Annotated in this window: 16 protein-coding genes, 1 tRNA gene and 1 pseudogene; 7 read left to right on the plus strand and 11 right to left on the minus strand. The window is 59.7% G+C overall.

From position 1 onward, the window contains the following. Nucleotides 1–239 precede the first annotated feature (239 nt). The 4 genes from AC1DYF_RS28100 to AC1DYF_RS28115 form a co-directional block, all read right to left on the minus strand. Nucleotides 240–315, minus strand: a tRNA-Lys gene (locus AC1DYF_RS28100). Between the two features lie 128 nt (nt 316–443). Continuing rightward, nucleotides 444–1,355 (minus strand): PhzF family phenazine biosynthesis protein, encoded by a 912-nt coding sequence (locus AC1DYF_RS28105; protein ID WP_477880579.1) that lies wholly within the window; start codon nt 1,353–1,355, stop codon nt 444–446. A gap of 3 nt (nt 1,356–1,358) precedes the next feature. Next, on the minus strand, nt 1,359–2,099 hold the full coding sequence (locus AC1DYF_RS28110; RefSeq protein ID WP_477880580.1) for an NUDIX hydrolase: 741 nt from the start codon (nt 2,097–2,099) through the stop codon (nt 1,359–1,361). Beyond that, entirely contained in the window at nt 2,096–3,208 is a 1,113-nt protein-coding gene (locus AC1DYF_RS28115) for an endonuclease/exonuclease/phosphatase family protein (protein ID WP_477880582.1), read from the minus strand. Before AC1DYF_RS28115 ends, AC1DYF_RS28110 begins: the two co-directional genes overlap by 4 nt. Nucleotides 3,209–3,501: 293 nt before the next feature. Here AC1DYF_RS28115 and AC1DYF_RS28120 point away from each other — a divergent pair, with 293 nt between their 5' ends. From AC1DYF_RS28120 to AC1DYF_RS28130, 3 genes are all read left to right on the plus strand, one after another. Next, complete coding sequence (locus AC1DYF_RS28120; RefSeq protein WP_477880584.1) at nt 3,502–3,885, plus strand: DUF4189 domain-containing protein; 384 nt, start codon at nt 3,502–3,504, stop codon at nt 3,883–3,885. A 139-nt stretch (nt 3,886–4,024) separates the two neighbouring features. Then, complete coding sequence (locus AC1DYF_RS28125) at nt 4,025–5,098, plus strand: aldo/keto reductase (RefSeq protein WP_477880585.1); 1,074 nt, start codon at nt 4,025–4,027, stop codon at nt 5,096–5,098. Between the two features lie 123 nt (nt 5,099–5,221). Beyond that, nucleotides 5,222–5,836, plus strand: a complete 615-nt coding sequence (locus tag AC1DYF_RS28130) for a LysE family translocator (RefSeq protein WP_477880587.1) — start codon at nt 5,222–5,224, stop codon at nt 5,834–5,836. Between the two features lie 85 nt (nt 5,837–5,921). Here the strand turns inward: AC1DYF_RS28130 and AC1DYF_RS28135 are convergent, their stop codons facing one another. Then, nucleotides 5,922–6,572: a pyridoxamine 5'-phosphate oxidase family protein gene (locus tag AC1DYF_RS28135; protein WP_477880589.1), complete on the minus strand. Its 651-nt coding sequence runs from the start codon at nt 6,570–6,572 to the stop codon at nt 5,922–5,924. A gap of 332 nt (nt 6,573–6,904) precedes the next feature. Then, nucleotides 6,905–7,312, minus strand: a complete 408-nt coding sequence (locus AC1DYF_RS28140) for an SRPBCC family protein (RefSeq protein WP_477880591.1) — start codon at nt 7,310–7,312, stop codon at nt 6,905–6,907. Between the two features lie 246 nt (nt 7,313–7,558). Between AC1DYF_RS28140 and AC1DYF_RS28145 the strand changes: the two are divergent. Continuing rightward, nucleotides 7,559–7,753 (plus strand): annotated as a pseudogene (locus tag AC1DYF_RS28145) (LysE family transporter); the annotation flags it as partial. 124 nt (nt 7,754–7,877) lie between these two features. Here the strand turns inward: AC1DYF_RS28145 and AC1DYF_RS28150 are convergent. Then, a complete protein-coding gene (locus AC1DYF_RS28150; RefSeq protein WP_477880593.1) occupies nt 7,878–8,315 on the minus strand; it encodes a hypothetical protein in 438 nt (145 codons plus the stop codon). A 120-nt stretch (nt 8,316–8,435) separates the two neighbouring features. Beyond that, nucleotides 8,436–8,978 (minus strand): Chromate resistance protein ChrB, encoded by a 543-nt coding sequence (locus AC1DYF_RS28155; protein WP_477880595.1) that lies wholly within the window; start codon nt 8,976–8,978, stop codon nt 8,436–8,438. A 295-nt stretch (nt 8,979–9,273) separates the two neighbouring features. Between AC1DYF_RS28155 and AC1DYF_RS28160 the strand changes: the two genes are divergently transcribed. Continuing rightward, nucleotides 9,274–9,621 (plus strand): YciI family protein, encoded by a 348-nt coding sequence (locus AC1DYF_RS28160; RefSeq protein WP_477880597.1) that lies wholly within the window; start codon nt 9,274–9,276, stop codon nt 9,619–9,621. A 9-nt stretch (nt 9,622–9,630) separates the two neighbouring features. Then, nucleotides 9,631–10,890, plus strand: a complete 1,260-nt coding sequence (locus AC1DYF_RS28165; protein WP_477880599.1) for an RNA polymerase sigma factor — start codon at nt 9,631–9,633, stop codon at nt 10,888–10,890. 175 nt (nt 10,891–11,065) lie between these two features. Here the strand turns inward: AC1DYF_RS28165 and AC1DYF_RS28170 are convergent, their stop codons facing one another. Beyond that, nucleotides 11,066–12,022 carry a quinone oxidoreductase family protein gene (locus AC1DYF_RS28170; RefSeq protein WP_477880601.1) on the minus strand — a complete coding sequence of 319 codons (957 nt, stop codon included), beginning with the start codon at nt 12,020–12,022 and terminating at the stop codon, nt 11,066–11,068. A gap of 56 nt (nt 12,023–12,078) precedes the next feature. Between AC1DYF_RS28170 and AC1DYF_RS28175 the strand changes: the two genes are divergently transcribed. Continuing rightward, nucleotides 12,079–12,567 (plus strand): MarR family winged helix-turn-helix transcriptional regulator, encoded by a 489-nt coding sequence (locus tag AC1DYF_RS28175; protein ID WP_477880603.1) that lies wholly within the window; start codon nt 12,079–12,081, stop codon nt 12,565–12,567. Between the two features lie 22 nt (nt 12,568–12,589). Here the strand turns inward: AC1DYF_RS28175 and AC1DYF_RS28180 are convergent, their stop codons facing one another. Both AC1DYF_RS28180 and AC1DYF_RS28185 read right to left on the minus strand, forming a co-directional pair. Continuing rightward, nucleotides 12,590–13,036 (minus strand): hypothetical protein, encoded by a 447-nt coding sequence (locus AC1DYF_RS28180; RefSeq protein WP_477880605.1) that lies wholly within the window; start codon nt 13,034–13,036, stop codon nt 12,590–12,592. Between the two features lie 135 nt (nt 13,037–13,171). Then, nucleotides 13,172–13,469: hypothetical protein (locus AC1DYF_RS28185; RefSeq protein ID WP_477880609.1), on the minus strand; the 298-nt coding region annotated here is incomplete at its 5' end.

The following is a 13,469-nucleotide window of genomic DNA, read 5'->3' on the forward strand; positions in this document are numbered from 1 at the left end:
GCCTGCTCCACACACAGCAACTGGTTGCATAACGGCTCGATGCTATTGAGTGTAAAGCGAATTTTCGGGCTGAAAGCGCTGCCGCCCGTCAGGCACGAAAATGACTTGAGCGACCTCTTCGAGGCAGGATACTTCCCGTAACCGTGTTGATGCGAGATTTTTCAACGCTACCAACAGCCCCTGCCGCGCGATGAAAATCGCGGCAGATCGAAATGCCAATTTCGGCAATAAGAAGAGAGTGGTGGGTGATCACGGGCTCGAACCGTGGACCCGCTGATTAAGAGTCAGCTGCTCTACCAACTGAGCTAATCACCCGGAGAAGCCGTTGTCGTCGGCGTCTGACGGGGCATATAAAGAGGATCATTTCCCTTGGCAAGCCCCTGTCGTCATATTGTTGCAAAAAACTTGGACTTTTTCTCCGATGACCGGATTATCCAGCAAAATCAAAGAAAAAGCTGGCCGGACGCGATCTTCGCCGCCTGTCCGCCGATGCGTGCGCGGGCAATCCTGCCGTTCTCCGCCTCGATATGCAGGTGGATGTGGGAGGGCCTGCCCATCTCCACGCCCTGCTCGATCATCAGCGCATGCCGGCCGTCGCCGAGCGCGTCGAAATGATGGATTACGGCACTCATCGCCGCCACCGCCGCACCTGTCGCCGGGTCCTCGGCAATGCCCATATCCGGCGCGAACATGCGCGCGTGGAAATGCGCATTGTGGTCCTCGCCGCCGCGGCTATAGACGAAGGCTGCAAGCGTCTTGTCGCCGGCCGAGGCCATGGCCTTCTGCCAGAGCTGCGCATCGAAGGCGATCTGGCCGGCGACCTTGGGATTGCGCACCGGCACCATGGTGAAGGGCACGCCGGCGCTCCAGAGCGATACGCGATGGTTTTCGAAGCCGATATCGGCGGCGCTGATGCAGAGCGCATCGGCGATTTTCTGCGTGTCGAACGTCGCCGTCAGCCGCTGCGACAGGCGCGGCAGGTCGAATTCGGCAAAGGCAGCCTTTCCTGCGGGCAACCGCACGACGCAGCGCACGGGGCCGACATTCTCCTCGAGCACGCTCACCGTATCGAGCTCGCTATGCGCGCCATCGCGCTCGGCCAGCGCGATTGCCGTGCCGACCGTCGGATGGCCGGCAAAGGGCAGTTCGCGGCCCGGCGTGAAGATACGCAGCCGCGCCGAATGCGCCGGGTTTTCCGGCGGCAGGACGAAGACGGTTTCGGAGAGATTGAACTCGCGGGCAATGGCCTGCATGCGTTCCCCCGAAAGCCCCTCGGCATCGAAGACGACCGCCAGCGCATTGCCGGACAGCGCCTCGGCGGTAAACACGTCATAGATCGCGTAAGCGCGCGCCATATTTCACTCCCCGCCTTCGAACAGCCATGTGAGGATCGACGGCATGAAGAAGGCATAATCATGCGCCGAGGGGTCGGCATTGCGGATCGCCACGGCATTGGTGATCTCGGGCTCGGTTTCCGTGGCAATATGTTGGGCGATCCTATCGACGATTGCATCCGCCGTCATCGCAAAACGGAAGATGCGGAACACGATGACCGTGTTCATCGCATGGATGGCGAAAGCGTTTGCGTCGCGCACGGCGTCCTGGAGATCGAGCGCCGTCTCTTCGAGCACTTCGCGGCGCATGTTGAGATCGAGGTCGCAGCGTCCGTCGACCACATCGTGGGCGTCCATCGAGCCCGCGGCACAATAGACCCGGCCCGGATTGGCCGTCGTCTCGGCCATGCGGATAGCGATCAGCGCATCATCGGAGGAGATGACCAGCGGCAGGGCGAAAAGATGAAAGCCTCCCACGCGCCGCGCCAGCTTGCGCCAATACATGAAGGCTGAAAACGGTGCCATATGCGCCCTGCCCTCGATATGTCCCTCGGCAAAGCGGAGCTCGCGCTGGAACACCATCCGCCCGTCATAGAGCGCCGGGTTGCGGGTGACCTCGTCCTCCCAGTTGACGGCAATCTCCGCCCGGTTCTCTGCCACCCAGGGATGGTTGTCCTCCAGCACATGCAGGTCGAGCGATGTCACCGGAAAGATCGTACCCTCCCGGGGAAAGCCTTGGATTTCGAGCGTTGACACCTGGCTCATGCGAGATCGAGTTCCATGACGACCGGACAATGATCGGAGGCCTTGGGACGGTCCCAGCCGGTGCGCGGATAGCGCTCGGTCTCCTGGCCCTTGGGAAAGACGGTGCGGAACGGCTGGCCGTTGCGGACGATTTCCGGCAACGCCTTCGGGTTGGCGGCGGCAAGCGCTTGCGACAGCCAGATATAGTCGAGCTGGCAGAGATGCTGCTCGGCAAGCCCGCGGCTGTGGTAGAGCGTCCAGCGGTCCTCGACCGGGCGCCGGAGCATGGCGTTTTCGGCAAAACCGTCATGCGAAAACGTGTCGAGCGCGCTTTCTGTCTCGCGCGCCGGCGTGAAGGTGAAGCCAGTCCGCTTGCTGCCGGCGATCAGCAGCCGCTCCTGGTAATCATTCATGTCGCCGCAGATGACGAAATTCTTGTGCTGGGTCGCGTCCGAGCCGAAACGCTCCTCGATGATGCGGCGCACGGCGGTTGCCTCGGCGCGGCGCAACGGCATGGTCGCCGTTCGCCCATCCATGCCGTTGCGCGGCGGCGCGGTCATGGATTTGAAATGCACGACATAGATCGTCAGCGGCCGTCCGCCGATGCGCACATCGACCTCCAGGCAATCGCGGCGAAAGATCCGGTCGTCCTGCTTCTCGGTTTCGGCGAGCGCTTCGTTGAACAGGCCGAGCTGGCGGAAGGTCATTGCGGCATGGCTGCGCAAATCGACGAATTCGATCGGCTCACCATCGCGGGTTGTCTCCCGCATCATGATGGCGACATCGATACCGCGAGAGTCATTGCCCTGGATGAGGTATTTCTGGCGATAGCCGGCGTTGACCATGCGGTAGAGATAGCCATATTCGAAGGCGTGCAGCGCCTCCAGGCTCTCGACCTCCTGCAGGCAGAGGATATCGGCATCGGTATCGGCGATCGCCAGCGCAGTCAGCTGCCGCGTGTCGTCGGTCGAAGCGATCATCCGCGCCTCTTCGAGCCGCTGATATTCGGCCTCATTGCCGATCGCATAGAGGCGCAGCACGCGATCCTGCCGCAACTGGTTGCGAAATCCGGTGAAATCGAAGCGGGTCAGCAGGTTCTCGATGTTGAATGTGCCTATCCTGACCGCCATGTCCGCCTCCAGCCTGCGAAAGCGCTTATAGCATCAAACGAAGCGCTGGGAAGATCGGGCGGGTCGGGAATTGATCCCCGGGCGCACACGCAACCAAGACGCGCACATGACCAACACACATCCATCACAGGCAGCGAAATTCACTGCACTGCAGCATGTTCCATTAAGGAAACCCCATCAATTTCATACGCTTGACATACAATTTGGCAAAAAATGCTGGACTTCAGAATATTCACGAAACATAGTTCGTTATACCTGTGGAACTGCCAACCACTTTGATGAGGGGGACTATCATGAAGACCTTGACTAAGTATCTTATCGCAGCCACTGTCGCTTTCGTTCCGTTCGCCGCACCGCTCGCCGCGTCGGCCGCAGACCAGTTTGGTGCGATCGCCTATTCGCAGCAGTCGCAACACTACGGCTGGTCCGTCAACATGAATTCGCAGAACGAGGCAGAAACCGCTGCCATGAACCAGTGCTACAATTATGGTAGCGATTGCAAGGACATCTGGTTCAGCAATGCCTGCGGCGCGCTGGCCATCGGCAGCGACGGCGGCTGGGGCATGAACTGGGGCGAGAACAGCACCCAGGCTGAAAACAAGGCCATCGCTCAGTGCAACAACGTGTCGAGCGGCTGCAAGATCGAGTTTACCAAGTGCACGGATAACGTGCACTAATCCACTTGCGTTTCACCGCGCTCAAGGCCCCTGCCGACACCTTCGGCAGGGGCTTTTTATTTGCCGGACCGGCCTCGCTTGGCTTGGCAGCGGACGGTAATTGTCATACCAATGCCTCCGAATTTGTCAGGAGGATAGGATGGAATATCGTCTGCTCGGCCGCTCCGGCCTGAAAATCTCAACCATCACCATGGGCACGATGACCTTTGGCGGCGTCGGTTTCGCCAAGACGGTCGGCGATCTCGACACTGCCGGCGCCCGCCGCCTGGTCGACATCTGCCTCGACGCAGGCGTCAACCTGATCGACACGGCGGATGTCTATTCCGCCGGCGTTTCGGAGGAAATCGTCGGTGAAATCCTCGGCGGCACGCGCAAGAACGGCGTGCTTGTCGCCACCAAGGCGCGTTTCCCGATGGGCGACGGCCCCAATGATCGCGGCTCGTCGCGCTACCACATCGTCAATGCCTGCGAAGCCAGCCTGAAGCGGCTGAAGACCGATGTCATCGACCTCTACCAGATCCATGAATGGGACGGGCAGACGCCGCTCGAAGAGACGATGGAAGCGCTCGACCAACTCGTGCGCCAGGGCAAGGTGCGCTATATCGGCTGCTCCAACTATTCCGGCTGGCACATCATGAAGGCGCTCGGCGTGAGCGAGCGCGACCACCGCGCCCGTTTCGTCAGCCAGCAGATCCACTATACGCTCGAAGCCCGCGAAGCCGAATATGAGCTGATCCCGATCACCATCGACCAGGGCCTCGGCGTGCTCGTCTGGAGCCCGATTTCAGGTGGCCTGCTCTCGGGCAAGCATCGCCGCAACAAGGCGACGCCGGAAGGCACCCGCCAGTTCGCCGGCTGGACCGAGCCGCCGATCCGCGACGAGGACCGGCTGTGGAATATCGTCGACACGCTGGTCGAGATCGGCGACAGCCGCGGCGTCTCGGCCGCACAGGTGGCGCTGGCCTGGACGATCGGCAGGCCCGGCATCACCTCGGTGATCATCGGCGGCCGCACCGAGGCGCAGTTCCGCGACAATCTCGCCGCCGCCGAGTTGAAGTTGACGGACGAAGAGCGCGGCCGGCTGGATCGCGTCAGCGAACTGCCGGTGCTCTATCCCTACTGGCACCAGCTCAACACCGCCCGCGACCGCCTGAGTGCGGCCGACCTCAGCCTTCTCGGCCCCTATATCGACCGCGCCGGCGGCTTCGGCTGATCATTGCTGGGCGAGCAGTCTCGATGTTGCCGGGAAATCCTGATTTTTCCCGGCACCTCTTTCGCAAGGAGGAAAAGCGCGTATCCTGAAGGTCCGTAAGCAATCGTGACTTTCGGGGATTCCATGGATTTTTCGACCGTAATTGCCTTCGCCGCGGCCTTCTTCGTGTTCGCCGCCAGCCCAGGTCCGGACAACATGACCATCGTTGCCCGCACGATCTCGCATGGCGCCGCCGCTGGCATCGCCTATGGGGCCGGAACGGTGGCCGGTATCCTGATCTTTTTGACATTGGCCGCTTTTGGCTTGTCGGTCATCGCCGCCAAAATGGCAATTGTCATGACGATCCTGCGCTTTGCTGGCGCGGCCTACCTGATCTGGATGGGTGTCAAGCTCTGGACCGCCGAGCCCGTCGTGCCCGAACTGCAACCCACGTCCGAACCGCGCGGCCTGCTGCCGGTCTTCGTAACGGGAATTGCGCTCAACCTCGGTAATCCCAAGATGCCGCTGTTCTATGTGGCGCTGCTGCCGAACGTGGTCGGGGCATCGCTCACGCCAGGCCATGTCGCAGCACCGGCGGCCGTGATCCTGAGCATCGAAGTCATCGTGATTGGCGGGCATGTCATGCTCGCCGGCCGTGCGCGCAACCTGCTGCGAACATCTGCTATTGTACGCCGGGTCAACCGAACGGCCGGAGGGGTCATGGTCGGTGTCGGCGTCGCAGTTGTTGCCGCGCGATAAGACGCTGCATACTGTCGCAACTGTCTGTCGCGAAACGTTAATTTGCATCCGTTTTAGACTGTCTGCAAGATTTTTGCGACACGCTCTAGTAGAGCGTCCGTTTGTAATCTTCCTCCAAGGCGTCGTCCATTTCGCGCATCTCATCCTTGTCGCTTGGCGCACCCGTCGTTTCATCAAGAATGATCTTGATCAGCGACGGCATCTCGGCACGGTTTTGAAAGTGATCCGGGCTCCACAACCGAGAGCGCCGAAATGCCTTGGCGCAGTGCATGAAGACCTCAGCCACCTCGACCACAATCGCAAGTTTAGGGACGCGACCATTGACGCTCATGCTATTCAGCAGATCAGGATCGTTCACCAGCGTCGCCCGCCCATTCACGCGCAATGTGTCGTCGAACCCTGGAATAACGAACATCAGCCCAACGCTCGGATTGGCTATGATATTGACCAGAGTATCAAGGCGATTGTTGCCGGGTCGATCCGGTATCGCCAATGTGCGCTCATCGAGAATTTTGACGAAACCCACGGGGTCGCCACGCGGACTGACATCCGCCTTTCCATCCAGATTTTGTGTGCCTATGCACAAGAATGGCGAGCGTCGAATAAAGTCTTGCGCGTGCTCGCCAAGGGTGTCCTGACACTTCAATATCGCCAGAGCATGCGTGGCTTCAAACAGGCTTCGAAGAGACTGTTCTTCCGCTATCACAAATTCTGGATTAAGCCTGAACGCCTTCATGGTCTCGCCTTTCCAAGTTGCGTGTCGGATAAATCAGCCCCCTGAGCGGTCGGGTTTAAATGTCAGCGCCTTGACATTTCTGCCCCATGAAAACTCGCTTTCGATACTGGGATAAATGCATGGCATCACTATGACGTACGTACCTCAGAAATTGTTATCGTAGAATCTCGATGTGATCAAGATGACCAGCTTGTCCAGCTTCTAATATATGGCGAAAATCACGCACACCTTGCGCAAGTCCCCGGGCGCGGACAGCCTCCGACCCCTCTTGCGAGGGTTGCCCCTCCCCCCGCACGCCTATCCTGCCCTGAATACGACTGACCGAATGAGCGCTACTTCTGCTCCGCGACCTGCTTCAGCGCGGTCAGGACTTGATGAAAATCAGAGGTGACCATCGGCCCGACGGCGTCAGCGTCTGGCCCCGAAATTTCTGTTCTATAGATGATCCTGGTCCCTCCCGAAGCAAGTGGAACCAATTTGTGAATGACGACGACGCATGTCTCATCGACGACTGTCTTATCCGAAAAGCTTTCGTTCGGGGTGACCTCGATGAGCGTGCTGTTGAAGGCGTCCTGACCGGGCGGCTGCATGGTGAAGGAGGTACCTGCCTGGAATGGCCCATGGATTTCGATCGCCTCGATGCCCGCGTTCCAATCCTTCCACCGCGCTACGTCGGAGAAATACGCCCACACCCGCGCAGCAGAGGCGGAGGTTTCAATCGTCTCTTCATGCGTCCACATCGAAATCTCCATGTCGGCCGAAACCCATTGATCTGCCCGGATTTACGCTCCAGGGCCTGGCATGGCTAGCATGGGACTGTAATGACTGTCGATCGATCCCAAGCCAGTCTCACCTATCTGGAACCGTTTTGTTGGCCAAAGCGAGCCACTTACCAGGGCGTCCTGATTTTTCCCACCACCTCTTTCGCGCAGAAGAAAAGCGCGCATCCTGAAATCCCGCGAGCAATCATAACTTTCGGGGATTCCATGGATTTTTTCACTTTAATTGCCTTCACCGCGGCCTTTTTCGTATTCGCCGCCAGCCCCGGTCCTGATAACATGGCCATCATTGCCCACACGATCTCCCATGGCGCTGCCTCCGCCATCGCCTATGGGGCAGGAACGGTTGTTGGCATTCTGGTCTTTTTGACCTTGGCAGCTTTTGGCTTGTCGGTCATCGCCGGCGTGGTGGTTGTCGCCTCGCGATAGGAGCGGAATATTGTCGTAGCTGTCTGTCGCGAGACTCCAACTCGAGCTACAGTCTTCCGAACTGCGGTTATCAAATACCCCAGCTACGGGGTGGAACTCACGCAGGAACGGGCGCATCGAGAAAAGCGCCCGCTGCCATCTTGACGTCCTCGGTCAGCATTTCCGCGTCGACGGCAACTTTGAGTTTCTTCAGATGCGCGGCCATTGCCTCGATGGTCATCACTGCCGCAGCAGCAAAATATGCCTTCAGCGCCGGAAGCGGGACATCTTTCCAACGCGCTACGGGAATGACGTAGTCCGCTGTGACATAGGCGTCCTTGCGACGGATTCTGAGCCCTTGAACACCCTCGCCACCAAACTCAACCAAAGAGCCATCGATTCGAAGAACGATGGCAAATTCGGAAATAATCGGGCTATAAGATCGGGTGCAATGCGCCCATAACTGGCGTTTCAGAGCTTGGTATACCGCCGTCGTGGCGTCGGATACATCGGGGCCTCCTAATTGAGCGCCGACTGTAATTCTTTCAGTGGTCATTTCATCGAATTCCCTTTCGGCGACCTACAGGGCGAGCTGACCGCACGTTGCAAGCAACGCGGCCCGGTCCAGCCGCAATTGCAGGAAACAAGAATTTCGGGACAATCGAGTTTTGAAATCTTAATCCTCTGTGGGTGCGTTTCCTTCGTTGGCGTCGTACACCAAATCAAGGTAATCAAGAAAAAGCTGCAGGCATTTCTGAAGCTGCTTTTCAGCTTTAGGGGCGAGTGGCGCCCCATAGAAGTCGACGGATTGGATGCGTTCAAACCAATCCTCCAAGCTTCGAATATGGCTATCTTTTTCCTGAAAGCGTGCGAAGGTTAGCCCACCCGTAGCTTGCTTCTCTGCTACGTCTTTTTCAAACTTGTCGCATTCAGCAATGAAAGTCTCGTAGTGCTGATTGCGGTCCACCACGAAGAGTGCCTGCACTTTATCTGGCTTATCAGCTGGCGCGTCGGCGGTTGTGAGGAGCACAAATTCACCGCCAGCCTCCACAATGTCTTTTTTTAGCGTTTTCAATAGGTCAGAGGCTTCTTCGGATTTGGGTAGAATGTATACCCCGTCGCCTGTGTGAACTGCTCCCCACGCTCTCACCTTGCACCAGAACAGAACTCTCTTGTTTCCGGCATGAGGCGGGAGCTTGAAATGGAACAGATAGTACATGCTTAACTCACGGCTTCACTTGCGCACATGTGCAATCGTCTACCGAAAGACGACTACATTTGCTATCGCAATGTATGTTGTGTCCAAGAATTTCGGAACGCATAGCTATCCGGCAGTTGCCAGCAATCATCGACTGACAATGCGGAATATCCAAATCACTCAGATCCCGAAATATGCATCGCGCGCCAGGAGCCCGCCCAACTTTCTTCCCCCACCCTGTCAAAATCCCGCCAGGTCGAACGTCTTTGGCGCGGCGGGCCTTGAGGCGCCGCCTGTCGAGCGAAAGGAACGCGTCATGCAATATATGCTGCTGGTCTACTGGAATGAAGCCGAACACAGGAATGCCACCAAGGAGCGCAAGGCCGAGACTTTCGCCGCCTACGCCGCCTATTCCGAAGCGCTGAGAAAAGCCGGCTCGTTCGTCATGGGACACGGATTGCAGGATTCCTCCCTTGCCACGGTGGTGCGGGCGCCGGATGGCAAGCCTTCGGTTCTCAACGGCCCCTATATCGAGAGCAAGGAACAACTGGGCGGTTTCTATGTCATCGAGGCGGCCGATCTCGATGCAGCACTCGCCTGGGCGGCGCGCTGCCCAGGCGCGGCGCATGACACTGTCGAGGTCCGTCCTCTGATGGTCTATTGAGGGACTGCCGTGCCGCGAGCAGACGACCAGTCCGCCATCCAGGCCGCTGAAGCGGTGGCGCGCCGCAGCTATGGCAAACTGGTCGCCATTCTCGCGGCGCGCACCCGCGATGTGGCCGGTGCCGAAGACGCGCTGTCGGAGGCCTTTGCCGCCGCCCTCGCCGATTGGCCGGCCAAGGGGGTGCCAAAAAGCCCCGAAGCCTGGCTGCTGGCCACCGCCCGCCGCAAGATGATCGACGCCATCCGCCACAGAAAGGTCGGCACGCTTGCCGCGGAACATCTGCGGCTGATGGCGGAGGAATTTGAGGCAACGGCGAAAGAGGCGCCTGACATTCCCGACGCGCGTCTCGCGCTGATGTTTGCCTGCGTCCATCCGGAGATCGAGCCCGGCATAAGAGCGCCGCTGATCCTGCAGACCATCCTCGGCTTCGATGCCCAGGCAATCGGCTCCGCCTTCCTGGTCTCGCCGGCGGCGATGGGCCAGCGGCTGGCGCGCGCCAAGGACAGGATCCGGCGCGGCAAGATTCCCCTGCGCGTGCCGGAGAGAGCCGACATGCGTCTCCGCCTCGGTGCAGTGCTGGAGGCGATCTATGCGGCCTATGCGGAAGGCTGGAGCGACCCGGCCGGTGCCGATGCCAGCTTGCGCAACCTCGCCGAGGAGGCGATCTGGCTCGGCCGGCTGATCGCAGCCCTGCTGCCAAACGAGCCAGAAGCACTCGGCCTGCTGTCGCTGATGCTTTATTCGCATGCGCGCCTCGGCGCCCGGCGCAGCCCATCAGGCGAATTCGTGCCACTCGCCGATCAGGACCCTGCCCTCTGGGATCAAGGACTGATCGACGAAGCCGAAAACCTGCTCATCCGCGCCAGCGCCTTCAACGCCTTCGACCGCTACCAACTGGAAGCGGCCATCCAGTCCGCCCATGTCGTGCGCCGCCGCACCGGCACCGCGGATTGGACAGCGATCGAGCGCCTCTATGACGGGCTCTGCGCCATCACCGGCTCGCCAGTCGCCGCCATCAACCGCGCCATCGCCGTTGCCGAAACGCAAGGCCCCGCCGCCGGCCTCGCGGCACTGCCGACACTCGCCCTCGGCAGCCGGCTTCTCATCTACCAGCCTTATTGGGCAGCGCGCGCCGAACTGCATGCAAGAATGGGAGATCTGCCGGCGGCGCGCGAAGCCTATGGGCATGCAATCGCGCTGGAAATAGACCCCGCTGTGCGGCGGTTCCTCCAGAAACGGCAGGCGGAATGCCTGATGGCTCCTGGTTAATGCGGCCCCACCGATAAATCAAAGCAGCCAGAAGCGTTCCGGCCGAAATCGCTCAGGCGACATCGGCTCTCTGCTGACTTTGTAACAACCTTTCTCGAAGTCTTACCGGAGAGATTCGCAATCCGGCAAGCGATGATTCAAGGGCGCTTTTGCGCAAGCCGCCGTGGTTCGAGGGCTAACCTACGGTCATCACCAGACGATGGGAGCGATCGTCTTCGAGCCAGGCGCTGCCCACCTCTTGCAACGGAGCCGTCCGCGTAGCGATGCGGAAGCCGGCCGGCACTGTGGCATTGAGCACGCCATCGATCGCGGCCAGCATGCGCGAAAGCGGAACGCTGCCGATGCCGCTGCCCATCAGTTCTATCGCCGATGACCGGAGCACGGCGCTCGGCAGCGCGATGTCGCCACCGCTGATCGATCCGACCTGGACGAAGCGGATCGGCACCGCATCAGCGCCCGCCTTGGCGCCGGCGATCAACAGGCGCTCGGCGCTCACGCCCCAGAGATAGTCGATCACCACGTCGACTCCGCTGGCGAATTGCGCCTTGAACGCGTCTTCGAGGGCGTCGCCGTCGTCGGAGAGCGGGATTGTCACATCAGCGCCGAGCGCCGCGACCTCCCTGAGCGCATCGAGATTGCGGCCGGTGGCAATCACCTTTCTGGCACCAAGATGACGGGCGATCTGCACCGCAAGACGCCCCGATGCTCCGGTGGCGCCATTGACCAGCACCGTCTCGCCTGCCCTGAGCTTCGCCCGTTCGACATAGGCCGCCCAGGACGACATGCCCGGATTGGCGATCGCCGCAGCCGTGACATCGTCAAGTGCATCGGGAAGCGCGATCCAATGCCCTGCCGACACCGGCGCGGTCTCTGCCATGGCGCCATAGGACGGCTTCAGCGCCAGGAAATAGACGCGGCGGCCATCTTCAAACCGGCCGACGCCATCGACGCCGGGGACGAAGGGAAACGCACCGGACGACGTATAATGCGTGCCGCTGGCGCGGCTGCGCGTCACCTGGCTCACCGCTGCGGCAGTGACCGTGACGCGCGCGTCGCCCGCGGCGATCGCCGGCTCGGGAAAATCTCCATAGACGGGCGTTTTGCCCGCCGCTTCGACGATTGCGGCTTTCATGATGGATTTCCTTTCTCCAAACTATGTGTATAATGCACATATAAAGGGAGACAGAAATGCCGTCAACAGAAAATGTGCAAAATACACATATATCCGAGCAACTGCGCGTGCTTCACCTTGCAGTGCTCGACATTGTCGGCGTCATGAACCGCCCGCAGCGCGACGAGCTCTTGATCCGGCAGGCAGCAATCCCGCTCGACCGGGCGCTTTTCCCCCTGCTTGTCGGGATCGAGAAATTCGGCCCAATCGGCGTGGTCGAAATCGCCGACCGCATCGGCCGCGACTACACCACCGTCAGCCGCCAAGTCGCCAAGCTCGAAAGCCTCGAATTGGTGACGCGACAGGCAAGCGCAGCAGACAAGCGGGTCCGCGAGGCCGTCATCGCGCCAAAGGGCAAGGCGATGACCGAAAAACTCGACGCCGCACGCGAAAAACTCGGCCGCGCCGTGTTCGAGACATGGGACGAGCAGGACATGCAGGACCTGGTGCGGCTGATGCGTCGCTTTGCCGATGCGCTGATGGAGGATCCGCCGGAGGCGGAGTGAGTGCGGGCGATACGCCAGATAGTTAGTCTGAGCTTGACCCAATCAGAATGGTTGCACTTGCATCGCTGCTGAAGAGGAATGCAAAATCCCAGAACACAGGATAAGCAGGATGCCCGTCCTTTAACCCAAAAGACTCGATCCTGGTCGCTGTCGAGACAAGTTCAGCGACCTGCCCCTTGAGCATCCCGATCGCGGTGGCAAGTTTTTCAGATTTGATAATCGCGGCCGAGGGGCCAGCACTATCGTCGCCCCTGTAAAGCAAAGCTTCTTCCACCACCGGCCAAACGGACGTGCTTTGGACGTCTTTGATTTCGCCCAGCACTGCCTCCGTTCCCAAGGCCATTTTGATAAGAGCCGCCGTACCCGGCGGCTTCGGCAAGGGCATTTCATGCACCTGCAGGAAAACGGAGTAGTTCAACGAATCCGTATTCAAGATCTCTGCAATGTCTTGGAGAAGCTGTTGATCCATCAATGTTCCTTAATGAGAGCAAGGGCCCCCAACGCGGGCGGACTTGATGCGGTCGTCTGGCGGCTTCGGTTGATTGTTTTTCCTGAGGCTGAATGCCGCTGGTCAGTCGTATTGTTTCGGATTCGTTGATTAGTCTCACACACAGCGACTATCGCGCCCCGGGACCTCATCGATCAGCGTCAGGTCATGATGAAAATGGCGGCAGAGGACTTCATACTGAACGATATGGCCGGCACGTGCAACTTCGAACATTGCTGGATCGCAGCGATCAATTGCATAAGGCGATAGTCGAATCTGACCTAGTACCTCTGCACAGAGATTATGACTCTTTGGCGATTGGGTTTGGGTATGCTTTGGCAAGTTTGGCGCGGGCTTGCTCGGTTGAGAACATCCATTTGATGCGGGCTCCACTTTGATTGCGTCGGTGTTCCCA

The organism is Rhizobium sp. P2_G9, from assembly GCF_056403475.1.

Excerpts from the sequence above, each read along its gene's own strand:
- AC1DYF_RS28180 (WP_477880605.1), bottom strand. The coding sequence starts at position 13,036 with ATGGATCAACAGCTTCTCCAAGACATTGCAGAGATCTTGAATACGGAT.
- AC1DYF_RS28160 (WP_477880597.1), top strand. The coding sequence starts at position 9,274 with ATGCAATATATGCTGCTGGTCTACTGGAATGAAGCCGAACACAGGAAT.
- AC1DYF_RS28140 (WP_477880591.1), bottom strand. The coding sequence starts at position 7,312 with ATGTGGACGCATGAAGAGACGATTGAAACCTCCGCCTCTGCTGCGCGG.
- AC1DYF_RS28175 (WP_477880603.1), top strand. The coding sequence starts at position 12,079 with ATGCCGTCAACAGAAAATGTGCAAAATACACATATATCCGAGCAACTG.
- AC1DYF_RS28120 (WP_477880584.1), top strand. The coding sequence starts at position 3,502 with ATGAAGACCTTGACTAAGTATCTTATCGCAGCCACTGTCGCTTTCGTT.
- AC1DYF_RS28155 (WP_477880595.1), bottom strand. The coding sequence starts at position 8,978 with ATGTACTATCTGTTCCATTTCAAGCTCCCGCCTCATGCCGGAAACAAG.
- AC1DYF_RS28135 (WP_477880589.1), bottom strand. The coding sequence starts at position 6,572 with ATGAAGGCGTTCAGGCTTAATCCAGAATTTGTGATAGCGGAAGAACAG.
- AC1DYF_RS28170 (WP_477880601.1), bottom strand. The coding sequence starts at position 12,022 with ATGAAAGCCGCAATCGTCGAAGCGGCGGGCAAAACGCCCGTCTATGGA.
- AC1DYF_RS28150 (WP_477880593.1), bottom strand. The coding sequence starts at position 8,315 with ATGACCACTGAAAGAATTACAGTCGGCGCTCAATTAGGAGGCCCCGAT.
- AC1DYF_RS28130 (WP_477880587.1), top strand. The coding sequence starts at position 5,222 with ATGGATTTTTCGACCGTAATTGCCTTCGCCGCGGCCTTCTTCGTGTTC.
- AC1DYF_RS28115 (WP_477880582.1), bottom strand. The coding sequence starts at position 3,208 with ATGGCGGTCAGGATAGGCACATTCAACATCGAGAACCTGCTGACCCGC.
- AC1DYF_RS28125 (WP_477880585.1), top strand. The coding sequence starts at position 4,025 with ATGGAATATCGTCTGCTCGGCCGCTCCGGCCTGAAAATCTCAACCATC.
- AC1DYF_RS28110 (WP_477880580.1), bottom strand. The coding sequence starts at position 2,099 with ATGAGCCAGGTGTCAACGCTCGAAATCCAAGGCTTTCCCCGGGAGGGT.
- AC1DYF_RS28105 (WP_477880579.1), bottom strand. The coding sequence starts at position 1,355 with ATGGCGCGCGCTTACGCGATCTATGACGTGTTTACCGCCGAGGCGCTG.